The organism is Spirosoma utsteinense (genome assembly GCF_014282275.1).
Lineage (GTDB): Bacteria > Bacteroidota > Bacteroidia > Cytophagales > Spirosomataceae > Spirosoma > Spirosoma utsteinense.
This window is the reverse complement of sequence record NZ_VFIA01000024.1, coordinates 49,215-72,621: the sequence shown is the minus strand read 5'-3', so window position 1 is coordinate 72,621 and position 23,407 is coordinate 49,215. Positions and strand designations below refer to the sequence as shown.

General features: G+C 55.8%; 21 protein-coding genes. 15 read left to right on the top strand and 6 right to left on the bottom strand.

All coding sequences use genetic code 11. From position 1 onward, the window contains the following. Positions 1-7: 7 nt before the first annotated feature. Together FH603_RS18295 and FH603_RS18290 are read left to right on the top strand one after the other, a co-directional pair. Positions 8-1,549 (top strand): NADH-quinone oxidoreductase subunit N, encoded by a 1,542-nt coding sequence (locus FH603_RS18295; RefSeq protein WP_186739059.1) that lies wholly within the window; start codon positions 8-10, stop codon positions 1,547-1,549. A 183-nt stretch (positions 1,550-1,732) separates the two neighbouring features. Further along, positions 1,733-2,710 (top strand): bifunctional heptose 7-phosphate kinase/heptose 1-phosphate adenyltransferase, encoded by a 978-nt coding sequence (locus FH603_RS18290; RefSeq protein WP_186739058.1) that lies wholly within the window; start codon positions 1,733-1,735, stop codon positions 2,708-2,710. Positions 2,711-2,758: 48 nt separating this feature from the next. Here the strand turns inward: FH603_RS18290 and FH603_RS18285 are convergent, their stop codons facing one another. The 5 genes from FH603_RS18285 to FH603_RS18265 all read right to left on the bottom strand — a co-directional run bounded on the left by FH603_RS18285 (position 2,759) and on the right by FH603_RS18265 (position 7,168). Further along, positions 2,759-3,646 carry an NmrA family NAD(P)-binding protein gene (locus FH603_RS18285; protein ID WP_186739056.1) on the bottom strand — a complete coding sequence of 296 codons (888 nt, stop codon included), beginning with the start codon at positions 3,644-3,646 and terminating at the stop codon, positions 2,759-2,761. 103 nt (positions 3,647-3,749) lie between these two features. Then, on the bottom strand, positions 3,750-4,601 hold the full coding sequence (locus FH603_RS18280; RefSeq protein WP_186739054.1) for a helix-turn-helix transcriptional regulator: 852 nt from the start codon (positions 4,599-4,601) through the stop codon (positions 3,750-3,752). Between the two features lie 173 nt (positions 4,602-4,774). Further along, positions 4,775-5,827: a uroporphyrinogen decarboxylase gene (gene hemE, locus FH603_RS18275; protein WP_186739052.1), complete on the bottom strand. Its 1,053-nt coding sequence runs from the start codon at positions 5,825-5,827 to the stop codon at positions 4,775-4,777. 109 nt (positions 5,828-5,936) lie between these two features. Then, positions 5,937-6,161: a hypothetical protein gene (locus FH603_RS18270; RefSeq protein WP_186739051.1), complete on the bottom strand. Its 225-nt coding sequence runs from the start codon at positions 6,159-6,161 to the stop codon at positions 5,937-5,939. A 77-nt stretch (positions 6,162-6,238) separates the two neighbouring features. Further along, positions 6,239-7,168 (bottom strand): alpha/beta hydrolase, encoded by a 930-nt coding sequence (locus FH603_RS18265; RefSeq protein WP_208493139.1) that lies wholly within the window; start codon positions 7,166-7,168, stop codon positions 6,239-6,241. Positions 7,169-7,387: 219 nt separating this feature from the next. On the opposite strand from FH603_RS18265, the gene FH603_RS18260 reads away from it, so the two are divergent. The 13 genes from FH603_RS18260 (at position 7,388) to FH603_RS18200 (ending at position 22,621) form a co-directional block, all read left to right on the top strand. Beyond that, complete coding sequence (locus FH603_RS18260) at positions 7,388-8,284, top strand: helix-turn-helix domain-containing protein (RefSeq protein WP_186739049.1); 897 nt, start codon at positions 7,388-7,390, stop codon at positions 8,282-8,284. Positions 8,285-8,394: 110 nt separating this feature from the next. After that, positions 8,395-9,039 (top strand): TetR/AcrR family transcriptional regulator, encoded by a 645-nt coding sequence (locus tag FH603_RS18255; protein WP_186739047.1) that lies wholly within the window; start codon positions 8,395-8,397, stop codon positions 9,037-9,039. Positions 9,040-9,098: 59 nt separating this feature from the next. Next, complete coding sequence (locus FH603_RS18250) at positions 9,099-10,445, top strand: TolC family protein (RefSeq protein WP_186739045.1); 1,347 nt, start codon at positions 9,099-9,101, stop codon at positions 10,443-10,445. A 34-nt stretch (positions 10,446-10,479) separates the two neighbouring features. Continuing rightward, the gene (locus FH603_RS18245) at positions 10,480-11,448 is read left to right on the top strand and encodes an HlyD family secretion protein (RefSeq protein ID WP_186739043.1); all 969 of its coding nucleotides are present in this window, start codon (positions 10,480-10,482) and stop codon (positions 11,446-11,448) included. Between the two features lie 12 nt (positions 11,449-11,460). Next, on the top strand, positions 11,461-12,651 hold the full coding sequence (locus FH603_RS18240) for an ABC transporter permease (protein WP_186739041.1): 1,191 nt from the start codon (positions 11,461-11,463) through the stop codon (positions 12,649-12,651). A 551-nt stretch (positions 12,652-13,202) separates the two neighbouring features. Continuing rightward, positions 13,203-14,135 (top strand): DUF1684 domain-containing protein, encoded by a 933-nt coding sequence (locus FH603_RS18235; RefSeq protein WP_186739039.1) that lies wholly within the window; start codon positions 13,203-13,205, stop codon positions 14,133-14,135. Positions 14,136-14,197: 62 nt separating this feature from the next. Further along, positions 14,198-15,016, top strand: a complete 819-nt coding sequence (locus FH603_RS18230) for a phytanoyl-CoA dioxygenase family protein (protein ID WP_186739037.1) — start codon at positions 14,198-14,200, stop codon at positions 15,014-15,016. 126 nt (positions 15,017-15,142) lie between these two features. Next, positions 15,143-15,742, top strand: coding sequence for a beta-class carbonic anhydrase (locus FH603_RS18225; protein ID WP_186739035.1), 600 nt, complete (start codon positions 15,143-15,145; stop codon positions 15,740-15,742). Positions 15,743-15,937: 195 nt separating this feature from the next. Then, positions 15,938-16,423, top strand: a complete 486-nt coding sequence (locus tag FH603_RS18220; protein ID WP_186739033.1) for a hypothetical protein — start codon at positions 15,938-15,940, stop codon at positions 16,421-16,423. Then, positions 16,389-19,598 carry a SusC/RagA family TonB-linked outer membrane protein gene (locus FH603_RS18215; RefSeq protein ID WP_186739031.1) on the top strand — a complete coding sequence of 1,070 codons (3,210 nt, stop codon included), beginning with the start codon at positions 16,389-16,391 and terminating at the stop codon, positions 19,596-19,598. Before FH603_RS18220 ends, FH603_RS18215 begins: the two co-directional genes overlap by 35 nt. A gap of 13 nt (positions 19,599-19,611) precedes the next feature. Then, the gene (locus tag FH603_RS18210) at positions 19,612-21,030 is read left to right on the top strand and encodes a RagB/SusD family nutrient uptake outer membrane protein (protein ID WP_186739029.1); all 1,419 of its coding nucleotides are present in this window, start codon (positions 19,612-19,614) and stop codon (positions 21,028-21,030) included. A gap of 24 nt (positions 21,031-21,054) precedes the next feature. Beyond that, entirely contained in the window at positions 21,055-21,201 is a 147-nt protein-coding gene (locus tag FH603_RS18205) for a hypothetical protein (protein WP_186739027.1), read from the top strand. After that, positions 21,182-22,621, top strand: a complete 1,440-nt coding sequence (locus FH603_RS18200; protein ID WP_186739025.1) for an amino acid permease — start codon at positions 21,182-21,184, stop codon at positions 22,619-22,621. Before FH603_RS18205 ends, FH603_RS18200 begins: the two co-directional genes overlap by 20 nt. Positions 22,622-22,744: 123 nt before the next feature. Here FH603_RS18200 and FH603_RS18195 read toward each other — a convergent pair whose 3' ends face one another. Further along, positions 22,745-23,170, bottom strand: a complete 426-nt coding sequence (locus FH603_RS18195) for a response regulator (protein ID WP_186739024.1) — start codon at positions 23,168-23,170, stop codon at positions 22,745-22,747. Positions 23,171-23,407: the final 237 nt, after the last annotated feature.

Here is a 23,407-nt window from a genome sequence, read left to right as displayed (position 1 = left end):
GATTAACTTGTTAACCGATCAACTTACCGACATTCTGCGCAGTCTTGGCGGTTTTGGCCCTGAGCTATGGCTTTCGGCCGCTTTCTGCGCACTGCTGTTGGCCGAATTAGGGCTGTTACGGACCGATCGCCGGCAGGCCCGTCGCTTTCTGGCCGTTATGAGTATTTTGGCGGTGGGGGTCGCCGGTATCTGGGCGGTGGTCATGCCCGTGCGTGGGTTTCTTTTTCTTCGCCTGCTGTTTGTCGACGATCAGGCTATTTATTTCCAGGTAGTGATTGCGCTGAGTGCGCTGTTCGTGCTGCTATACGAAATGGCCTCCCCGCCCCGGAACGCCGTACCGGCAAGGGGGTTGCCCCTCGAATGGTTCCCGATCCTGATTGCCATGACACTGGGTTTGTTTTTGATGACGCTGTCGGTCAATCTGCTCAGCATTTACCTCAGCATTGAACTGGTTTCCATCTGCTCCTATTTACTGACGGCGCTGGTTGCCGACCGGAAAGCATCGGAAGGGGGAATCAAATACCTGCTTTTTGGTGCCATCAGTTCGGCCGTTATGCTGTATGGAATGTCGCTGCTATACGGAATGACGGGTACCCTCGACCTCACCGCCGATGGATTCGGGGCCGAACTGGCGCGACAGGATACGGGCGTCGTGGCCGTGGCCATGCTGCTGACACTGGCCGGCCTGCTGTTTAAACTGGCGGGGGTTCCCTTCCATGTCTGGACGCCCGATGCCTATGAAGCCGCCCCGGTTCCGGTGGCCGCTTTCTTCTCGGTAGCGCCCAAAGCCGCTGCGGTACTGGTGCTGATGCGCCTGGTAACGGCCCTGCCGATGGGTGCTCCAACGGCGGACGGGCTGGATGGTTTCGCACCGGAGGGGGCCACGGCAACTGTGCTGCAAGTACCGCTGGCGGTTCTGGCCCTCGCGGGTATCCTGATCGGGAACCTGTCGGCATTGCGTCAAACGGATGCGAAACGGATGCTGGCCTACTCAACTATTGCTCATGCGGGTTTCCTGCTGGTAGGTGTGGTTGCGCTGAATAAAGCGGGCTTCGACGCGGTCTTGTTCTACGCGGGTACCTACCTGTTCCTGTCGCTGGCCGCTTTCTTTCTGGTCGATTTGCTGGCTCGCCATACGAATAGCGCTTCGTTGGCCATGAGCCAGTTTGCCGGGTTAGGAGCCCGGCAACCCCTACTGTCGGTAGCGCTCACCATTGTGATGCTCGGCCTGACAGGTTTACCGCCAACGGTTGGGTTTACGGCCAAAGTGCTGGCCTTTTCGGCCCTGTACGACGCCTACCAGCATAGCGGCAACCCCTGGTTACTGACTCTTTTTGCTATCGGGTTGCTCAACGCGTTGATCTCGCTGGTCTACTACCTCAAAATTCCTTTCCTGCTCTTTTTTCGCCCGCTGCCGGAACGGTCGGCGTCATGGGTCGGTGGTTCGCTGCCAAAGGGCCCCGTCTGGCTGGCGGTAGGGTTGGTCGTGCCTGTCGTTGGGTTGTTTCTCAAACCCGACTGGTTGCTCAGGCTGATAGCTGGCTGGTAAAGCCACTCCCTCAAACCGGGCACTCCCATGCCGGAAACGCGGCCAGTTTTCGTTTCTTTGCAGGAAAATAAACAGTAAGCGAGCCACAAAAGGCAGGTTTCTACGGAGAAACTGCGCCGGGTCGCCCGCCTGTTTCCTTGTTCCCCGATTCCCACTTTCGCTATGACGAGTCCAGTCCTAGATATGTCTCTTGACGAGTTATTTGATCAATTCGATAAGCTGCGCGTTTTGATTATTGGTGATGTGATGCTCGATTCCTACGTGTGGGGTCGGGTGGAGCGTATCTCTCCCGAAGCGCCCGTGCCGATCGTAACGGTCGACCGGCGGGAACGGCGGCTGGGCGGAGCCGGTAACGTGCTGCTCAACGTGCAGGCGCTGGGTGCCGAAGCGATTATCTGCTCTGTCATCGGTACCGACATACCCGGCGATCAGCTGATGCAGGAATTAGGTGACCGGGGGCTTAACTGCGACGGTCTGATCCGGAGCAACGACCGGATTACGACGATCAAGGAGCGTATCATCGCCAGTTCGCAGCAGGTGGTTCGGGTCGATACCGAAACCGACAAGTACATCAATACCGACGAGCGCACACAGCTCATTGCCAAAGCCAAACAGCTTATACCGACTTGTCATGTCGTTATTTTCGAGGATTATGACAAAGGGGTGCTCAGTAAGGAAGCCATTGCCGAGATCACCGACTTTGCCAATGCCCAGCACGTGCCGACGGTAGTCGATCCTAAAAAACGCAACTTCCTGTCGTATCAGAATACGACCCTCTTCAAACCCAATCTGAAAGAACTGCGCGAAGGGTTGAAACTTGACTTCGACGTAGACAACGCCCGCGAATTCCAGGCGGCTGTCGATCAGCTGAAAGCAACCCTAAACGTGAAAGGAGCGCTTATTACGCTTTCGGAGCGGGGGGTGTTTATCGATTTCAACGGGGAGCAGCGCAAACTCCCGGCCCACATCCGCCAGATTGCCGACGTGTCGGGTGCGGGTGATACCGTCATCAGTATTGCCGCTTGCTGCGTGGCCCTGAAGCAGTCGCCCGCTATTATTGCCGGCCTGTCGAATTTGGGCGGAGGACTGGTTTGTGAGTCGGTTGGCGTGGTGCCTATCGACAAGGCGCAACTAAAGCAGGAAGCAAAAGAAAATTTATAAACATACCCCGGACGTTGGCCCAGGGTATGTTCGGTTGCGGGTCTATTCTCAGCGTTTTCCGATTACGTCCCGTACAGGTGTCCAGGCTACGGCCGGGTAGCGGTCATTATCGAGCGGTTCGTTCCGGACGCTGAACATACTGTGCATATACTGTCCCCGCTGCCAGCCTGGGTACACCTCTGTTTCTCCTTCGGGATGTGCCGCACGTTCCCGCTGGTTGTAGGCCGCCAGTTCATCCCGACTGCCCATACGAATCACGGCGAACTTCTGGCTGGTCACCTCTTCGGCAGCAGCGGCCATTTCATTGGCGCTGATCTGGAAACTGGCAATGCGTAGAATACGGGGTGTAGACGGGTCCAGGGCTGCGGCTGCCGTATAGGCTGCGGTGTTGTCCATAGTCGTGAAGTCTACCCGCCAGTCAGCGTCCTCCCAATACCCGACACTGTTTTTCTTGAGATCGAGAAACGGCATATTGTAGGTCAGAAGCTCGGCGAATGCTCCATTAAGAATTGAGGTTCCTGCCATGGAAGTCGTATCCAGGTGAGCGCTGAACTCGCGACGTAAATCGAAGTTTCGGTTGTAACCGGCGGGGAGCTGGGTATAGTCGCTCGAAAAATCAGATGGGATAAAACGGGGAACGCCAGCCGCCAGCGCTGCGTCGAGCAATGCCGATTGGGCATCCACGATTACGTCCCGCAGGCCCTGCAAGGCCGAGACCACGCAGGAAACACCCTCGCAGGCTTGCGTGAGACCCGCTACATCCGTGAGGGCTACCTGGCTGATCGTTACCCCCGGTTGGTCAAGTTTGGCTAGTTTATCGGCATCGGTACCGGGGCGGACCAGTGCACGAACGTCGGCTCCTTGTTCGAGTAACGCCTTCAGAATGCGTCCGCCAAGGTCGCCGGTTGCGCCTGCTAACAGAATTGTCGTTGTCATGTGTCAATAGATTTTATGACGACAAAGGTCAGCCATATCCCGCGGGATCACCCCCGAATTCTTGCTTTGTTTTTGCTGATTCCTGCTTTGCTTCCCTGGATGCTTAGCCGCGCTGAAACTGGCTTGGACTCATGCCCACATTTCGTTTGAAAGCCACCGAAAAATGGGCGGGAGACGAAAAACCCAGTGCGTCACTAACGCTGTTGATCGATGTATCGTTGGCCCGAAGCAACTGGCGGGCCCGCCGGATTTTCCAATCAAGCACATACTGGTACGGGGAAACACCAATGGCGTGTTTAAAGAGCCGGGTGAAGTGAAACACGCTGAGGTTGGCCAGACCGGCCAGCGTATCGAGCGTTATAAACTGGTCAGCATACGCTTCCAGGTAGGCGTCGATGCGGTTGAGTGCCGCGTTCGGTAGCCGTCCTGTCGTGACCGGACGTCGCTCGTAGCGCCCATAATGCTCGATCAGGTGGAAACACAGCGTATTGATCAGCGACTCGACGTAGAGCCAGCCAAGGGTATGGCTTGTTCCAACGGCGCTCAGCAATTGCTGTCCCAGCGCATTCAGAAGTCCGTCGTCGAACCGGAACTGGTCGCCCAGGTAAAAACGCGACAGGTCCATATCCCGACGGGCCTTATCCTCCAGCTGCTGATTGTCGAGATACAGGTGTATCGTATCGGTTGGCCCGTTCCACGACACCCGGTCATATTCACCACCGGGATACAGCCCCAAATTGCCGGGCTGGAAAACGGCTTGCTGAACACGGCTACCCTGCTGCCGACGAACGGTTACCGGGGGTGCCTGATACAGCAGCAACAGGTGATGGTCGTGACGGTGTGGCGGCAGCTCCATCGCATCCAACTGGTAGCGTTCCACCCTCAGCCCCTGCCAGGCCAGTGACGCACTGGTCACGAGCGCTGGTCGGCTGTACATTTCAGAGTCGTATGTCATCCAGGCAAGGCAAACCACATGGCTTAGTGCCCGGCTTTCACTACACCGGAAAGAACTTTTTTGTTTAGAGGCCACCTACGCCCGGCTGGTGTCCGCCGTTTGTTTGACCGGCTGTCCATATGTAGGATTGAGACCCCGTCAGGGCCTTAATCCTACATATGGACAGGGCTGGATTACATTTCCTTTACTGCATCGACGAAGCAACGGGCTTTGTCAGGGTCGGTATCGGGATAGATGCCGTGGCCGAGGTTGGCAATATAATGCTGGTGGCCAAAGGCGTCGAGCATGCGCTTTACCTCCGCCCGGATCTGGGCGAAATCGGCGTATAGCACGCAGGGGTCGAGGTTGCCCTGCAACACTTTGTTGGGAATCAACTCCCGCGACTCAGCCGGGTCCATGTTCCAGTCCAGTCCGACAACCGAGCAACTCAGCTGGCCAATCTCGTGGCGGGCGAAGAAAGCGCCTTTCGCGAAGACCGTGACGGGCACCGGCGCATGGCTTACCACGCCGTCGTGGATTTCGCTGCCAAGGGCGTCGCAGATCTGCTGGATGTAGGGCAGGGAAAACAGCCGGTACTGCTCCGGCGACAGGATACCCGCCCACGAATCGAACAACTGCACCAGATTGACACCCGCCCGTACCTGCGCTTTCAGATAGGCAATGGTGCTGTCGGTAATTTGCTGGAGCAGCGTATGGGCAAAAACCGGGTCGGTATACAGCAGTTTCTTGGCGACAGAGAATGTTTTGGAGCCTTTGCCTTCGGTCATGTAGCAAAAGATCGTGAAGGGTGCGCCGGCAAATCCGATGAGCGGCACACGACCGTTAAGCTCTTTCTTGGTCAGACGAATAGCGTCCAGCACGTAACCCAGGTCACTTTCGGCATCGGCTACGCGCAGGCGGCTGAGGTCGGCAATGGTGCGAACGGTGGTTGGAAAGACAGGCCCCCGGCTTTCGATCATTTCGTAGGGCAGGCCCATCGCTTCGGGCACAACCAGAATATCGGAGAAAATGATAGCGGCATCGACGCCGAACGCATCGACGGGCTGAATGGTCACCTCAGCGGCCAGTTCAGGGGTTTTGGCCAGGGTAATGAAACTCCCGGCCCGTTCCCGAACGGCCCGGTACTCGGCCAGTACGCGGCCAGCCTGCCGCATCATCCAGACCGGCACCCGCTCGGTCAGTTCACCCCGCGCCGTGCGGAGCAGCAAATCGTTTTGTAAAATCATGGTGCAAAAGTACGACTGAACGGCGATTCGTTGACTGCCATACCTGGGTTTAGCTACAGCTGGATTGGTAGGACCTATCGTTCTGCCCGGCGTTTCAATAAATTTTCACTTAACGGCGGACGTATTCCTGACGCCATGTCAGAAACAAGGCCAACCCTACCAGACCCAGTAGCAGCCCGATGGCAGGCCGGGTTGGCGTTTCCAGGTAGTTCGTGAGCCAGTTGGTATTCCCCGACAGGCGCTCGATGGCGCTGTTACATACAATCTTTGTTAGGGTAGGGTAGGTGATACCGCCCCGCTGGTGGTCATGGCGGCTTCTTTCTTGCAGGCACATACGATCAGGAGAACCCCGGCCAGTAAAGTCGCGGGAGCCGTTGGCGAAAATTTCATAATGAGTACCGGGAGGTGTACTTACTTTAGACAGGCGTCGAGAAACGAAAAAACGGTAGCCAGGTTTTCTGGTGTGTTGAATTGGGGGCCACCGTGGTTAGCGCCTTCGAGCAGGGTAATCGTTACGTTCTGATGACCGAGTATTTTTTCCAGCGCTGCCGCAAAATCGACCGATTGCTGGGTTGGTACCAGGCGATCATCGGTGCCGTGTTCGATGAACATGGGCGGGTCGCTCTGGCTGATATAGGTAGCCGGGCTGGCCCGCTTCACCAGGTCGGGGGCCTGCTGAACAGGTTTGCCCAGTAGCTGCGACTCGGGTGAGTTGGCTGCGTCATGATCGGCAGTGCCCTTGCCGCTGGCCTTGAACTGGGCATCCATCTGGTCGAAGCGGATAGGCCCAAACCAGTCGACAACGGCCTGTACGCGGCTGCTCTGCCCGGCATTGCCAAGACTGGCGTCGTCGAAATCGGTGATGTCGCTGGTGGTACCGGCCATAGCTGCCAGATGCCCACCCGCCGAGCCGCCCCAGGCCGCAATCCTGTTCGGGTTGAGTTGGTAGGTGCTGGCGTGAGCCCTGATAAACCGAATGGCCGCTTTAACGTCCTGGATCTGGGCGGGGAATACGGCTTCGCCACTGAGCCGGTAATTAACGGAGACCACGGCGTAACCCCGTTTGAGCCCCGCCAGCATGGGCGTTAGCTGTCCATCGGCTTTGTCGCCCATTTTGAAGGCTCCCCCATGAATGGGAACAATTACCGGAAACGGGCCCTTTCCCGTGTCGGGCAGATAGATATCTAGTTTCTGAGCCGTAGACTTGTCGGCATAGGCAACATCCAGCCATTTACGCTGGATGGACGCGGTGTTGGCTTTTGCCATTGGCCCACCCGGTGGGACGCCACCCGGTGGCTGAGCGACTGAAACGGAGGCCAGCATGCCTAAACCGGCGAGCATACAAAACAAAAATTTATTGATCATTGAGTAAACTTGTAAGGGGACAATTTTAGATTTTTCAGGAGCCGGATAGCAGGGCCTGATTCATGCAAAATTGCCGCTTATATACGCTACAGTAGTGTACTTTTCAGACTTTTACGGATAATAATCGAACCTGTATCCGCGTTGGCTTCGCCTGGATGCGTATCCGGCCCGTGACCTTACCCTATTCCATTAGATATGATACGGATTACCCAATATGACGGTCTTTACGGTGAATCGACGGCCCGGCCGCAGGAAGAGTATCTGTTCTCCGAACTCCTGGAAACACGTAGCCATACCTTCGACTGGGTGATTCAGCCCCATACTCATGCCCATCTGTTTCAGGTGTTTTATGTGCAGACAGGTACGGTACAGGTTCGGACTGCTCAGCAGAGCCAGTTACTGGAAGGTCCCTACGTACTGCTCATACCACCCAACGCCCTGCACGGGTTCGTGTATTCGGCCGATGCACGGGGGCGCATACTTACGCTGTCCGATTCGCTGCTCGATGACTTTTTTCGAACCAATCCAGCGATGCAGCCACTGCTGAACACCGTGCAGACGATCACTGTCTTTGACGTTACTTATTCAGCCGCTTCCGTCCTGGAACTGATCGAAGAGATCGATGAAGAGCTTTTTAGTGATCAGGTTCAAAAACGGATCATGATTCAGGCCTGCCTGCACCGGCTGTTTATCATTCTGTATCGGCTGCTGAAGCACGGACAAACACGGCTGCCCGATCAATTTAGTCCGGCTATGACCTACTTCCGGCAGTTTCAGCAGCTGATGCGCCGGGCTACCATGGCTACGACCATTGCTCAGGTAGCCGACGAAATGGCCATAACCCCGGTACATCTGAATCGCATCTGCCGGGCCGTGGCGAATAAGTCGGCCTCTGAACTAGTACAAAATCATGTGGTCGCTGAAGCGCAGAAATACCTCGCTTACACGGCTTATTCGATCTCTGAAATCGCTTATCAACTCCATTTCGAGTACCCAACCTATTTTGCCCGCTTTTTCAAACGAAAAACTGGCGTATCACCCAGCCAGTACCGGGAACAGCTCCGGGCCAATGGTGCCGATCGCCCTTTCTGAGGAAGCATAACTACAGCGCTACAGACAAGCCTTGTTGAACTTTCTTTTCCAGAGAAAAGTTAGGTAATTGAATTGCATTATTTACACTATAAAATTATTTAAAGTTTCCGATGAGACAATCCGAAAAATCTGCCTCTGCCGATGAAACAAGCACCGACCAGCGCATACTCGATGCGGCCATGACCTTGTTTTTTCGCTACGGCTACAGCCGTGTGGTGGTAGATGATATTGTGCGGGAACTGGCGATCAGCAAGAAAACGGTGTATAACCACTTCGGCGGCAAGTCGGAGATTTTGACCGCGGGTATCGACCGGTTTGCGCGGCAGTTCCGGCAACGGGCCGATGAGATTGTGAACGATGTGGATTTGTCGCTCCGGCAGAAGCTAAACGCCTATCTTCAGCACATAGGCGGAAGTTTTTCTACTGTGAATAAAAAGTTTTGGGACGATTTAAAGCGCTCCGAACCAGTAGCTTATAAACAGGCTAACGACTTTCGGCGCGACATGCAGCTCCAGTACCTGACCCAGCTTGTCGAAGAGGGGGTACGCGTTGGGTATATCCGGGACGATGCATCCCGGCAGATCGCCATCGTTATGTTTATCAGCGCCGTGCAGCAACTGACCGATACCGATTTTCTGAGCCAGTTCCCCGCCGACATTTCCCGCCAGATACCGGCTACGACCCAGGAACGGATCGATCTGGTCCTTAATATTCTCCTGAGAGGAATCCTGACCGAAAAGTTTTACCTGGAGTGAGTGCCTGTTTTTTTTGATCATAAGGAAACTAAAAAAACGTTAAAAGTGTAATTAATACAATGAAGACAATAATCGCTTCCGCATTTCTAGTTGGCTCGTTACTGGCCACAACGGCCCGGGCGCAGCTCACCCCGCCGGCCGGGTCGGCACCCACCCGGCAAGCCCTGATCGAACAGGCATTAACGAAAAGCTACGCATTGGCTAATAACCAGGCCGAGCAACGGAAAGTACAGATTGAAAAGCAGGGGCTGAAAAACCAGTACCTGCCCGAAATAACCATCAACCCAACCTATACGCACCTCGACCGCGACATTAGTATCATCCTGCCACGGTTGCCCTACCAGCCGTTACCAAAGGAGGTGTATAGCGGGCCTTACGAACTGGAGCAGCAGCTTCAGCCCCAGAACATTCTGAAAGCAACTGTTCAGGCCAATATGCTCCTCTTCTCGGGGACCAAGATCCCGACGCTGAGCAAAGCGCTGTCCTTTAAAGAACAGGCTATTGGTGCGCTGGCCGATAAAGAACGAATGACCATCATCCGGGATGTCACGCTGGCCTATGACCAGCTGGGGTTGATTGCCCAGTCGGAGCAGGTGCTCGACGAAGCCGACAAACGACTCGCCGAGCAGGTACGGTTCATCAACAAAGCCGTGAAAGAAGGACTCGCCACGCCCTACGATCGCAGTAAAGTCGACCTGGCTGTGCAGGACCTGCGGGCAAAGCGTGTCGACCTGAACGGGAAACGCCAGTTGGCCCTCGCCCGCCTGACGCAGCTGACCGGCGTTCCGGCCGACCAGTTATCGGCAATACGCCCCGAACTGACCCGGCTGGTGAGCGATATGAGCGTAGCATCGGTAGACAATCGCCCCGAACTCAAATCGCTGGAACTGGCCCGGGAAGCCACGCGCTACCGCCAGAAAGCGACGCTGTCGGGTTATCTGCCCCAGGTATATGCATTCGGTAAAAATGAACTGTACCGCAAAGACCTGTCGGCCATCGAACCCTACTGGTATGCCGGTGTAGGCGTGCGCTGGACGCTTTTCGACAAGTTTGCGTCGCGTACCGAACGACGAACGGCGCAGCAGGATCTCGATATATCGCAGAACACCCTGGCCCAGACCCGCGACCTGCTGACACTGAACCTCCAGAAGAGCCGCTCGGAAATGGCTACGGCCAATGAGTTGGTCGATGTGGCCCAACAGAAAGTAGGGCTGGCCCGCAAAGCCCTCGACATTGCCACCCGCCAGTATGAGCAGGGACTTATCCGCATCACGGAGCGGCTCGAAGCCGAAACCGATTACCAGAAAGCCGAACTCGATTATGTCCAGACCATTGCCAGCCAACGGGCCGCGCAGGTAGCCCAGCTTGAAGCAACGGGCACCCTCACTATCACCGATATCAACTAATTATTCTTTGTCTTCACGACCTCAGATAAAACTCATGAACGCGCATATTCTTCCGGCAGTAGCCATTAGCCTCCTGACGCTGGCCAGTTGTCAGCCCAAACAAACCCTGACCGCTGATCTGGAAGGGAAAGTGAAAAAAGAAACCGTTGGCGTAACCGCCAAGGTGACCGGCCGCATTGCTCAGCTGCTGGTAAAGGAAGGTGACGTAGTCACCAAAGGGCAGATTCTGGCGCGTATCGACGTCCCCGAAGCCGAGGCCAAACTGCTACAGGCACAGGGTGCCTACACATCGGCCAGAGCGCAGTACCAGATGGCGTTGCATGGAGCCACGCCCAACGAACGCCGACAGGCTGACGCGGCATTATCGGTAGCTCGTGAGCAGGCTGCATTCGCCCAGAAAAGCCTGAGCCGGGTACAGGCTATGTACCGCGACTCCCTGATTTCGGCCCAGCAGTACGACGAGATGAGTGCGAAATACCAATCGGCAAAGGCGCAGCTGACGGGTACGCAGGCCAAACGGGACGAGGTAGATGGCACCGTGCGGGCCGAACGTATCCGGATGGCCTACGGCGATATGCTCCGAGCCGAAGGCGCGCTCAAAGAAGTGCAGGCCGCCCTCCGGGAGAAAGCGATCGTGGCTCCCCAGCCCATGACCATCGAAAGCATCAGCCTGCACGAAGGCGAACTGGCTCCGGCTGGCTATACGGTGCTGTCGGGTTATGACAATAGCCGCACATACCTGCGCTTTACGGTGAGCGAAAAGGAAGTGGCCCGCTTTGCCAGAGGTAACGAATACAAGGTGAAGCTCCCCTTTGCCGCCAACCAGACGGTAGCCGCTAAACTCGTGACCGTTAAGGAACTTAACAGTTATGCCTCCCGAACCAGCAGCTATCCAACCTATGAACTGGGAGAAGCTACCTACGAACTGAAACTGGTCCCTACAGACCCGGCCCAGCAGAACAAATTGCTGTCGAACCAGACCGTGTTATTACCAAACAACTAACCCCTACGAACCATGAAAACGTTTTTCAGGCTGTTGATGCGGGAGTTTCGCCAGTTTTCCCGCAACGGTGTTGCCGTGGCTGTTTTCCTCGGTGGACCGGTCTTGTTCGGGTTGCTGGTGGGCTATACCTACACCAATGCCACCGTTACTGATCTGCCCATTGCTGTAGTCGACCTGAACGGGACGGCGCTGAGCGGCAAGGTCGTCGATGCCCTCGCCGATAATCCCACCGTCAAACTCGTAACGGTATTTCCCGATGAGACTGCTGCCCGCCGGGCTTTTGAAACGGGGCAGTTTGAGGCCGTTGTGACGATACCCGGGAATTTTGAAGAAGCCATACAGCAGCGCCGGACGCCCGAAGTAGAGGTCGACCTGAACATGGCCAATATCCTGACCGCCAATTTTGTGTCGCGGGCGGTACAAACTACCCTGTCGACGCTGAACGCCGGGATCGAAATCGAGGGATCGATGAAACGGGGTGTGCCGGTACTGGAAGCCCGAAACCAGTTTCAGGCTTTCAGCATCAACAACACCCGCTATTTCAATACATCGGGAAACTACGGGTATTACATGCTGCCGGGGGTAACCGGGGCTATTATCCAGCAGGTATTTCTGCTGGTGCTGGCTTTGGCCTTCAGTAAAGAGTTTGAGGAAAACACCTTTGGGCAGCTTACGGAGCAGACCCGCTGGTCGGGGGTGGTGCTGCTGACGAAAACGCTGCCCTACTGGATCATGGGAGCGGGCGTCTGGGCTTTCGTGCTGGGCGTGCTTTTTCCGCTGTTCCGCCTGCCGGACGTTGGGTCGCTACCGGCTCTGCTAACCCTGGTGGCTGCGTTTACGCTGGCGCTGACGGGCCTGGGTATTCTCATCAGCATCTTAATACCTAATCAACTGCGCGCTACCGAAATCCTGATGATCGTAGCCACACCGGCCTTCATTATCAGTGGATACTCCTGGCCCACGAGCCAAATGCCGGTACTGCTACAATATATCGCCCAGGCTATTCCATTAACACACTACCTCAGCGCCCTTCGGAACGTCTTTTTTCTAAAGGCACCCCTGTCGGTAATCCAGCCTCAGGTGCAGACGCTGTTCCTGTACGGAATTGTGATGCTGCTGCTGGCGTGGCTGACCCTGTGGTGGAAAATGCGTCAGTATAAATTGGTAACACCGCCACCCTCACTGGTTGAGCAGCCCGGCTAGCCAAACGGCTGTTATTGCAGACTGCAAGTAATACCGTCCCCGAAACGTTTCGACCGTATAACTGGAAACGTTTCGGGGACGCCGTTTTAAACGATCCTGTTCAGTAGAAGAAGGCAATGTCAACGATATAGGCACCCGGTAACTGGCTTATCGAACTGACTGTGAAGGTCTTCAGGCTGGCACCCTTGCCAGTGTCGCGAATAGTCCGTAATCCCGATAGACTATTACATAACTAATTGAAAATCATTTTTTTATCTTTTTCTTGCAGAACTAAATTTTGTGTCTCACTTTTGTCGCATTACCCCTTGACAGTCAGCTATTCAACTGGCTTATTTATTTACCAGAGTAATCTACTTTGTAGATAGAATAAACAGGATAATGGTTTGTGATAACGTTCAGTAACTATTTTCTTTCTGTTTTTGGTGGGTTTATCAGGCCAATATACGGCGTCGTTACGAGGGCTTCCTGTATCCATTATCGAGACAGCAGACTATATAACGCCACCAGTTATTAAAAAGAGCACCAGACACATTACATAAATCAACTGAATCGTGGACGAATTACCAGTAGAAACCGGACCTGTCAATCCCTACGCACGGACGTTCTTTATACTGTGGGGACTTACGTTGCTTGCTTTAGCGGGTTTTCGGGCCGAGGACCCGGCCTACCGTCAACAACTCGATAGCTGGCACCAGAAACGGGTCGAGTCGCTGAAGGGTGAGAATGGCTGGCTTAATCTGGCCGGACTTTTCTGGCTCAAAGAAGGGACCAACGAAGCGGGTGCCAACCCCGGCAATGACCTCACCTTTCCGGCCGGGAAGACTCCTGCCCAACTGGGCGTTTTCAACTTAACCAAAGGGGTCGTTCAGTTTGAGGCCGCACCCGGAACCGTAGTAGAAGTGGACGGGAAACCAATTCCAGGCGCAACGACCGTTTTCGCGGCCGACCTCGCAAAGCCTGTCACGCTGGCGCATGGCTCGCTGCGCTGGTTCGTCATCAAGCGAGGGGACCGCTATGCCGTTCGGTTGCGCGATCTGGAGAACCCGCTGCTAAGTGAGTTCAAAGGCATCGACCGCTTTCCGGCCAATGAAACCTACCGGGTCAGCGCCCGGCTCGAAAAACCGACAGTGGCCCGAACAATCCCTATCCTGGACGTTACCGGGCAAACGTCGCAGCAGCCGCTGGCCGGTACGCTGGTGTTTACGCTGGCGGGGAAATCCTACCGGCTCGATGCCGTTGGCGAGGGAGAGGATAAACTATTCATTCTGTTCGGCGATGCCACCAATACGCACGAAACGTACGGTTCCGGCCGGTTCCTATACGCCGATAAACCCGGCCCCGACGGTCTGACAACGCTGGATTTCAATCAGAGCATCAACCCTCCCTGTGCCTTCACGCCTTTTGCTACCTGTCCGTTGCCGCCGAAACAGAACCGCCTGGCCGTACCGGTGACGGCTGGCGAAAAGGTTTTTGGCGATCATTAAATCGAATTCAGTACCTATCTACGTCTGCCTGTTAATCAGGCTTTCTTAACTATATGTTGCCAATGCTGACACCGACCAATACGTTTGCGCCTGAGCTTACCCGTGTGCTATCCACCGAAGAGCTTGACTTCTTTACTAAAAATGGGTTTATCCACCTCAAAAATTTTGTCGACCGGACAACGGTGCAGACGTTTCTGCGGGAAATCCAGCGGGTCGAAGCGAACTGGCTTGCCGAAGACGTCGACAAGATAAACGGGACACCCCTCAAGTTCGGCCGCGACGAAAATGGCAAACGCATCGTTCAGCGGTTTTCGTTTACGTCTCTGTTCAGCCCGATACTCAGCGAGTTTCTGGACGATGAGCGGATACAGGGCCTGACCCAACTGCTGGCTCCCTACGAAGGTCGCATCAGCCCCGAAGAAAAGGATGGGTTGGTGGTGAACCACTACGTTCGAACACCTGATAGCAATTTCTCGCGCATGGGCTGGCATACCGATAGCCCGCGGGATCTGTTCCTGGGCCAGCGTATCCGGCCGATGCTTAATGTAGGGCTGCACCTGGACGACTGCCCGCAACGCAACGGTGGTCTGCGGGTATTGCCTGGCACCCACCGGCAGAATGCGCTGATGACGATCTTCCGCAAGCGGCAGTTTATCGATCACCGGCCCGACCCGCGCGAAGTAGGGTTCGACATCGAAGCGGGTGACCTGACCATCCACAACGGCAGCTTGTGGCACCGGGTCGAGCAGTCGCCGTTCATCGGTGCGGCCAGCCGCCGTCGGGTCATGTACATCCCTATCATTACCGGCGATTATCAGTTCAAGCATGCCGCCAGTAAAACGCCTTTTTACCACCGCTTCGCCAAGCGGATTCAGGATTGATGGTGCGAACGTAAACGCGGTTATGGGTGGTGTCGGGTTCACCACCCATAACCACCTGCCACTATCCCCACCCTACACATCGACACACCATTCACTACCAAAAACAAACTAAATTTCCCGCAAATCATGTCAACACAAACCGAACAAAGTCCGCTGGTACAGGAAGTCCTGACCGCAAACGATCACTACGTTGAGAATTTTGGGGACAAAGGGAGCCTTCCGTTGCCGCCGGGTCGTCATTTTGCCATTCTGACCTGTATGGACGCCCGGCTCGATCCGGCGAAGTACGCGGGTCTGGCCGAAGGCGATGCCCACGTCATTCGCAATGCTGGTGGACGGGCCAGCGACGATGCGATCCGCTCGCTGGTGATCTCGTATAAGTTGCTCGGCACCCGCGAATGGTTTGTCATTCACCACACCGACTGTGGAATGCAATATTTCACCGACGATGTGATTCGGGGGTTGTTGGCAACGAGCCTGAAAACGGCGCGGGTCGATGAGACGGGCTGGCATAACGTGACCGAAGACGGTGGATCGGACGAAGCGAAGTTCATCTCGTTCCTGACCATCAGCGACCTCGCCAACAGTGTAACGGAAGACGTGCAGCGCATCAAACGCCATCCGCTCGTACCCGGTGATATTCCGGTTTATGGCTATATCTACGACGTGAAAACCGGACGGCTCATCGAAGTGCCCGAAGCCACCGAAGCGGGTCGGGCCGCGTAGCTCCGTCGACCTACGCTACGGTTACCGGAATGCATATTTCCCGAACAAAAATTGGTGAAGAACCAACCGATTCCGGCGGCAACCGGTGGTTGGTAAAAAATAATTTCCGCCAATGAGCGGCAACTCGTTGGCGGAAATTGACCTCCAGTCCTGGCAGACCTCAGTTTTACAAACCGCAATCAACTCAGTGCGTACGTGCAGGTACAGGCTAATTCCGGGGTGCCGGACGGTGGGCCGGAACTCACCACCTACCGCATTGCCGACCAGAACAACGGGTACCCGAGTGCGCCGGGTAGTCCGTCTACGCTGCAACCTACACCAGCCTTTATCTCCCTCATAAACCGACCTGAATATCATTCAGAACAGGACCGGCTTACCCGCAGTTACAGCATCGACTGCCAACGCCCTGCTGCTGGCGGTGGGAGAACGAACGGCGGGTGGAATTTGCGTTCGAAGCCGATTGCTGGTTCGACCTTGTCCGGACGGGGCGGTGCGGTTTTGGGCATTACAGATGAACGAAAGTGGCTACTTCCGATCCCATTTGCCGATATTGCTGCTCATTCGGACCGTACACAAAATCCGGATTATTGGCCGGTGGGGAGGTTACCCGCCGGGTTTATGCAACCTCTTTTAATTGTACTATTTTATGCTCAACACGTTACGAAAACGCCAATTGATTAGCCATCGGCAATGGCTCTGGATGCTCATGCTGGGTCTTTTGACAGCCAACTCAATCGCCTGGGCCCAAACGGCGACTATCACGGGTACCGTTACCGATGCTGCATCCGGCGAGACACTGGCCGGGGCTACGGTTCAGGTCAAAGGTACCAACACGGGGGCTACCACCGATGCGCAGGGAAAGTACCGGATCAGCGTCGCTACAACCGCGCCAACGCTGGTGTTCTCCTTCATCGGCTACCAGCCGCTCGAACAGGCCGCCGGTAACCGATCGGTGGTGGATGTGAAACTGACCAGTTCCGACAACGCCCTCAGCGAGGTCGTCGTCGTCGGGTATGGGGTCCAGAACCGGCGCGACATTACCACGGCCATCGGCTCAGTGAAAGCGCGTGACATTGCCAACCAGCCCGTTGCCAGTTTCGATCAGGCGCTGGCGGCTAAAATTGCGGGTGTGCAGGTGACGCAGACATCGGGAGCACCGGGGGCGGCCTTGCAGGTGCGGGTGCGCGGTACCGGGTCCATCAGCGCGGGCCTCGACCCACTCTATGTGATCGACGGCATTCCGCTCTCGCGGGATACCAAGTTCGCCACCGGCAGCACGAGTACGCAGTTTCCCGATAATCCGATCAACGTGCTGAGTACGATCAATACCGACGATATCGAAAGTATCGAAGTCCTGAAAGATGCCTCGGCGGCTGCCATTTACGGCTCGCGGGGCTCCAACGGGGTTGTCTTGCTGACCACCAAACGCGGCCGGGAAGGCAAGACGATAATCAACTACGATACGTATGTCGGGTTTCAGCAGGTGACCAAAAAGCTGGATCTGCTGAACGCCTACGAGTATGCACAACTCAATGTCGAAGGCAAGAACACCGCCTACCTGGACCGCAACCCAACCGGTAGCGCCAGCGACCCCAACAGCGTTCGGGAAAAAGGGGTCGGATCGCCAAGTACGCTCATCCCGCCCCAGGTGACGCCTTACCTGTCGGGCCAGTCGGGCCTGACCAGTACCGACTGGCAGGATGAGATCTTCCGGACGGCACCCATCCAGAACCATACGCTGTCCATTGCCGGGGGAACGGCCAACGTCAAGTACTATGTATCGGGGAACTACCTCGACCAGCGGGGGACGGTGATCAACTCGGGCTTCAAACGCTACAGCGCCCGCGCCAACCTGGACATAAAAAGTGGCCGACTAACGGTTGGCTTCAACTTTAACCCAACCTACGCACACCACGACCTGATCAAAGCAGAAGGTCCCTACCTGGCCGATGGCGTTATTGGTCTGGCCGTGCAGATGGCTCCTGTCTTTCCCGTTTATAACGCCAACGGCACCTATAATTTCGATGCCAACGGCTGGGGCTACGGGGCTACGTCGATCCTGAATCCGGTGGCCGTAGCCAACGAAGTGAGCGACAAGCTGAATCAGATCCGGTTGCTGGGCAATGCCTACGCGCAGTACGAGATCACGAAGGGACTGGCTTACCGGCTCAACGTAGGTGCCGATATCAACAACTTCCAGCGCGATTACTACCGCCCGTCGACCGTTGAGATCCGGGACCGCAAAGGGCCGTCGATACCAACTGGCTTCTCGCGGACGCAGAATTACGTGGATTGGCTGGTGGAACATACGCTGAACTATAACCGGAGCTTCGGACTGCACAACGTGTCGGGGCTGGCGGGTTTCTCGGCTCAGAAAGACCGCCGGACCGCCAGCGAACTAACCGCTACCAATTACCCCAACGACCTGGTCCAGACGCTCAACGCCGGGCAGGTTACGTCGGGCAGCTCCGACATTCAGGAGTGGTCGCTGCTGTCGTATCTGGGTCGGGTTCAGTATGACTATGACGGCCGGTACCTGGTGTCGGCGGCTATCCGGGCCGATGGGTCATCGCGTTTCGGGGCGGCCAACCGCTGGGGCTATTTCCCGAGCGTATCGGCAGGCTGGAACATCTCGCAGGAGCCGTTCCTGAAATCGTCCAACTGGCTGAGCGACCTGAAACTGCGCGGGAGCTACGGCCTGACGGGTAATTTCCAGATCCCCAACTATGGCTCGGTCAGTTTGCTCAACTACCAGAACTACGTGCTCGGGCCCGAAACCATCGTGAGCGGACTGGCACCCGGTAACTCAGCCAACGACAAACTGAAGTGGGAAAAAACGGCCATGCTCGACATTGGTTTCGATGCCAACTTCTTCAAAAACCGGCTGAGCCTGACCGTCGATTACTACAACGCCAACACCTCCGACCTGCTGCTGAACGTGCCCGTGCCGCGCACGTCGGGGTTCAGTACCGAACTCCAGAACATCGGAAAAGTGAATAACCAGGGATTTGAGTTCACACTCGGTACGCAGCAGACCTTTGGCAAGTTCGGCTGGACGGCCAGTGCTAACCTCGCCACCAACCGCAACCGGGTTCGGGCCCTGGGCGCGTCGGGCGATCCCATCCTTGTCTCGGGCGGAGTTGCCGGGGCGCAGTTCATCACCCGCATCGGCGAACCCGTGGGGCAGTACTATACGATGGTATACGACGGCGTATTCAAAAGCCAGGCCGAAGTCGATGCATACCCGCATACCGCCACCACCAAACCCGGCGATTTCCGGTTCATCGATACCAACGGTGATGGCCGGATCGATTTCAGCAGCGACCGTACCGTTACGGGCAGCTACTTTCCAAAATATACGTTCGGCTTCACCAACCGCTTCACCTACAGTGGCTTCGACCTGGGCGTTACGCTGCAGGGTGTGCAGGGCAACAAGATCCTGAACCTGATCCGGCGGTATATCTACAACGGCGAAGGGAACGGCAACCAGTTTAGGGGCGCCCTCAACCGCTGGCAGTCGGAAGCCAATCCCGGCGATGGGCTGCACAACCGCGCCAACCGGCTACAGACCGGCTCCAACGGCGAAATATCGACCTGGCATATCGAAGACGGCTCGTATGTACGCATCCGGACCATTACGCTGGGCTACTCGCTGCCTACCGCCTTCATGCAGCGACTGCATCTGACGCGTGCCCGCGTTTACGTCAGCGCCCAGAACCCGTTCACATTTACGAAGTACACGGGCTACAATCCGGAAGTGAGCAGCCGCCCCGATAACGCCCTCTCGGCCGGGGAAGACTACGGCACCTATCCACTGGCCCGCACTACGTCGGTCGGTATCAACCTCAGCTTCTAACTGCTCAACGACCATGAACAACAACTCATTTTTTCGCACGGTTACCCGGTCAGCTTCCGTAGCCGCTGTCGCCTTCATTGGCCTCACTGCCTGCCAGAAGGATTTTCTGGATTTGAAACCGCTGTCGCAGCCCAACGTCGCCAACTTTTACCAGACCGCCAACGACTTCGGTAATGCCGTCAACGGGGCTTACGATGTGTTGCAGTCGGCTAACCAGTATGGCGGGGACTTCAATACGCTGCTCGAGGCCCGGAGCGACAATGTACTGGATAACGACCCCTCGTCGAACGCCGGGCTGCGCTACAACATCGACCGGTTCATTGAACCAACGACCAACTCGGTCCTGCGCGACACCTGGGGCAGTCTGTATACGGGTATCAACCGCAGCAACCTGATCCTGGACAAGATCGACGCCGTGACGATGGATAACACCCTGAAGGCCCGCTACAAAGGCGAAGCCCAGTTTATCCGGGCGCTGTCTTATTTTAACCTGGTTCGGTTGTGGGGTAATGTGCCGCTGGTGCTGACCGCCGGGACCACCGCCGATTCCCGCTCGTATGTGCGGACCGACGTGGCTGGGGTGTATGCTGCCATCGAAAAAGACCTGACCGATGCCGCAGCCAACCTGCCCGCCAGTTATACCGGTGCCGATGTGGGCCGGGCTACCTCAGGCGCGGCAAAAGGACTGTTGGGTAAGGTGTATGTCACCCAGAAGAAGTTCAGTCAGGCGGTGCCGGTGCTGCGCGACGTGATCAGCGCGGGGACCTACCGTCTGCTACCCAACATTGCCGATGTATTTGCGGTGAATAATAAAAACAACGCCGAAATCGTCTTTGCCGTGAAATTCAAAAAAGGCGTCGGTGGGGCGCTGCCCGAGGGCCACAGCCTGTGGTACGGAACCAACATCGGCGACAACATCGAGCCATCGCTGCGGGCGGCTTATCCCGCCGGCGACAAGCGGCTGCCGCTCACGGTACAGATTCCCGTTCCCAGCAACGTGAACGTGGTACCCCGGAAGTTTTACGATGAGTTTTCACCGACAAACGATGTTGGCAACGACTTCCCCGTTCTGCGCTATGCCGACGTGCTGCTGCTTTATGCCGAGGCCCTGAGTGAAAGTGCGATTCAGTTTAACGCAGATGCCCTTACCAGCCTGAACCAAGTGCGGGCACGGGCAGGCGTACCGCTCTATACGCAGGCGCAACTGGGCACGCAGGCCGCATTCCGCGATGCCGTTATCAACGAACGGCGGCTGGAGCTGGCGCTGGAGAACGACCGCTGGTTCGACCTCGTGCGCACCGGTAAAGCCGTTGACGCCCTGAAAGTAACGGGCATTACGGTACCGGCCAGCCGACTCGTTTACCCCATTCCGCAGTCTGAAATCGACACGTATAACAACCCGACAACGTTTCCGCAAAACCCGGGCTATTGATCCTGCACATAGGTTCACGAGCCATTGAATACGATCTGGCAGCGGGGTATGCTGTCTGAAGTCCGGCGGCTTTCCGGCTTCGGGCAGTATACCCCCGATGCTTTCTTCGTGGAGATCCGGGTCTGTCGATCCACTGTTTTTTTATTCTTATATGCGTATAAAATCTCTTGACCTGCTGCGGCAGGAAGCGGCCGTAAACGATGCCACCACGCTCAAACGATCGCTCGGAGCCTTCAACCTGGTTGCCATCGGCATAGGTGTCATCATTGGTGCCGGTCTGTTCTCATTGACCGGCATTGCGGCTGCCAACCACGCCGGTCCGGCCGTAACGCTCTCGTTCGTAGTAGCTGCTGTTGGCTGTGCCTTCAGTGCGTTATGCTATGCCGAGTTTGCGGCCATGGTACCCGTGTCGGGCAGTGCCTATACCTACGCCTACGCCACATTGGGCGAACTGTTTGCCTGGATCATCGGCTGGGATCTGGTCCTGGAATATTCGGTTGGAGCGGCAACGGTGGCCATCAGCTGGTCGCAGTACCTGAACCGGTTTCTGAGCTATTATGGCTTGCACCTGCCGCCCCAGATCATGTTATCGCCCTTTGAGACGGCTACCGGAACCGATGGGTCGATCGTATCGGGCTATATAAACCTGCCCGCCGTACTGATCGTGGTCGTAGTTACCAGCGTCATCATTCGCGGCACGTCGGGGTCGGCGCTGTTCAACGCCATCGTGGTGGCGCTCAAGGTATTGGTGGTGCTTGTGTTCATTGCACTCGGCTGGCAGTACATCGACCCGGCCAACTACCAACCGTATATTCCGGCCAATACGGGTGTATTTGGAGAATACGGATGGAGTGGCGTACTGCGTGGGGCAGGGGTCGTTTTCTTCGTATTTATTGGCTTCGATATTGTCGCTACCATGGCTCAGGAAGCCAAAAATCCGCAGCGCGATATGCCCATCGGTATACTTGGGTCGCTGGTGGTGTGTACCGTGTTGTTTGTACTGTTCGGTTATGTCATGACCGGTATGGCCAACTACACGGAGTTTAAAGACAGTGCGGCTCCGGTAGCCATTGCCATCGAGAAAACGCCGTACCGCTGGCTGGGGCAGCTCATTATCGGGGCCATCCTGATTGGGTATACCTCCGTCATTCTGGTCGATTTACTGGGTCAGTCGCGGGTGTTTTTTTCGATGAGCCGCGACGGCTTATTGCCCAGGACGTTTTCGGAGGTGCATCCGCGCTTCCGTACACCCTGGAAAGCGAACGTGCTTCTATGCGTGTTTATCGGGCTGTTTGCCGGCTTCGTGCCTATTCGGGTAGTTGGCGAGATGACGAGTATTGGTACGCTGCTGGCTTTCGTCATGGTTTGCCTGGGGATATTGATTCTTCGCAAAAAACAACCCGATGCGCCCCGCTCGTTTCGTACGCCCTGGGTACCGGTGGTGCCTATTCTGGGCATCATAACGTGTCTGATCATGATGATCTCACTGCCCGGCGACACCTGGCTCCGGCTGGTGGCCTGGCTGGCTATTGGCCTGGTTATCTACTTCGCCTATGGCCGGAAGCGGAGTAAGCTACGGTCAACCCAATAGGGTTAAGCCTGACGTCGGCCGGATGTTTTCGTGAACGGGAGAATGGCCGATTGGCTGTCTACCGGGAAGACAGGATGAGTAACCGGTACGTGTGACCGGTGAATGGGTATTGGCCCGTAAGGGCTAAAGTTCTTTGTTGGGATGCAGGCAGCTTTGCCAGTATTCAACGATCAGGCGAATCTGCTCGCGCATACCAACATAGTTGGACGCTTTCTTGTAAAATCCCTGAACGGTAGCATCATAAGCTGCCTGAATAAGCTGGGGGTTTGCCGCCGTGGTCAGATAGATGAAAGGGATGGATTTCTGTCGTAGATAGACACTGTCGTTAATGTGGTGCCGGAGTTCCAGCCCGTTCATGACCGGCATATTTACATCGCACAAAATCAGAAAGGGTTTTTCTTCTGTAGTTTCGAGGTAGGTCAGCGCTTCTTTCCCGTTCAGAAAAAAACGGATTTCATTCGGGATGTCAAGCTCTTTGATCGTCTGTTCGATCAGGTATTGATCATCTTCATCGTCTTCGATAGAGATTATAGGACCTTTGAGCGACATGTGATTGATGAAGTAGTGAGTTCGTAAACAAATATACTACTATAGAAGACCATACCTATATACTTTACCAGAAGTGAGCAATCCCGTAACGTTTCCTGCCCATCCATCCAGACCGTTTAAGTATACCGGTCGACGATTCGCGTTAAACCGGTTTTATCGTGAACAGCCTGCTTTAAGATTAATTAAGTTCATATTTATAAAGATTGTTATCTGGGGTACTTTTCCATTAATCTCTTT

Bases quoted from the DNA above. Each gene is read 5' to 3' on its own strand.
- FH603_RS18290 (WP_186739058.1), top strand. From the start codon at position 1,733: ATGTCTCTTGACGAGTTATTTGATCAATTCGATAAGCTGCGCGTTTTG.
- FH603_RS18285 (WP_186739056.1), bottom strand. From the start codon at position 3,646: ATGACAACGACAATTCTGTTAGCAGGCGCAACCGGCGACCTTGGCGGA.
- FH603_RS18280 (WP_186739054.1), bottom strand. From the start codon at position 4,601: ATGACATACGACTCTGAAATGTACAGCCGACCAGCGCTCGTGACCAGT.
- hemE (WP_186739052.1), bottom strand. From the start codon at position 5,827: ATGATTTTACAAAACGATTTGCTGCTCCGCACGGCGCGGGGTGAACTG.
- FH603_RS18270 (WP_186739051.1), bottom strand. From the start codon at position 6,161: ATGTGCCTGCAAGAAAGAAGCCGCCATGACCACCAGCGGGGCGGTATC.
- FH603_RS18265 (WP_208493139.1), bottom strand. From the start codon at position 7,168: ATGCTCGCCGGTTTAGGCATGCTGGCCTCCGTTTCAGTCGCTCAGCCA.
- FH603_RS18260 (WP_186739049.1), top strand. From the start codon at position 7,388: ATGATACGGATTACCCAATATGACGGTCTTTACGGTGAATCGACGGCC.
- FH603_RS18255 (WP_186739047.1), top strand. From the start codon at position 8,395: ATGAGACAATCCGAAAAATCTGCCTCTGCCGATGAAACAAGCACCGAC.
- FH603_RS18250 (WP_186739045.1), top strand. From the start codon at position 9,099: ATGAAGACAATAATCGCTTCCGCATTTCTAGTTGGCTCGTTACTGGCC.
- FH603_RS18245 (WP_186739043.1), top strand. From the start codon at position 10,480: ATGAACGCGCATATTCTTCCGGCAGTAGCCATTAGCCTCCTGACGCTG.
- FH603_RS18240 (WP_186739041.1), top strand. From the start codon at position 11,461: ATGAAAACGTTTTTCAGGCTGTTGATGCGGGAGTTTCGCCAGTTTTCC.
- FH603_RS18230 (WP_186739037.1), top strand. From the start codon at position 14,198: ATGCTGACACCGACCAATACGTTTGCGCCTGAGCTTACCCGTGTGCTA.
- FH603_RS18225 (WP_186739035.1), top strand. From the start codon at position 15,143: ATGTCAACACAAACCGAACAAAGTCCGCTGGTACAGGAAGTCCTGACC.
- FH603_RS18215 (WP_186739031.1), top strand. From the start codon at position 16,389: ATGCTCAACACGTTACGAAAACGCCAATTGATTAGCCATCGGCAATGG.
- FH603_RS18210 (WP_186739029.1), top strand. From the start codon at position 19,612: ATGAACAACAACTCATTTTTTCGCACGGTTACCCGGTCAGCTTCCGTA.
- FH603_RS18200 (WP_186739025.1), top strand. From the start codon at position 21,182: ATGCGTATAAAATCTCTTGACCTGCTGCGGCAGGAAGCGGCCGTAAAC.
- FH603_RS18195 (WP_186739024.1), bottom strand. From the start codon at position 23,170: ATGTCGCTCAAAGGTCCTATAATCTCTATCGAAGACGATGAAGATGAT.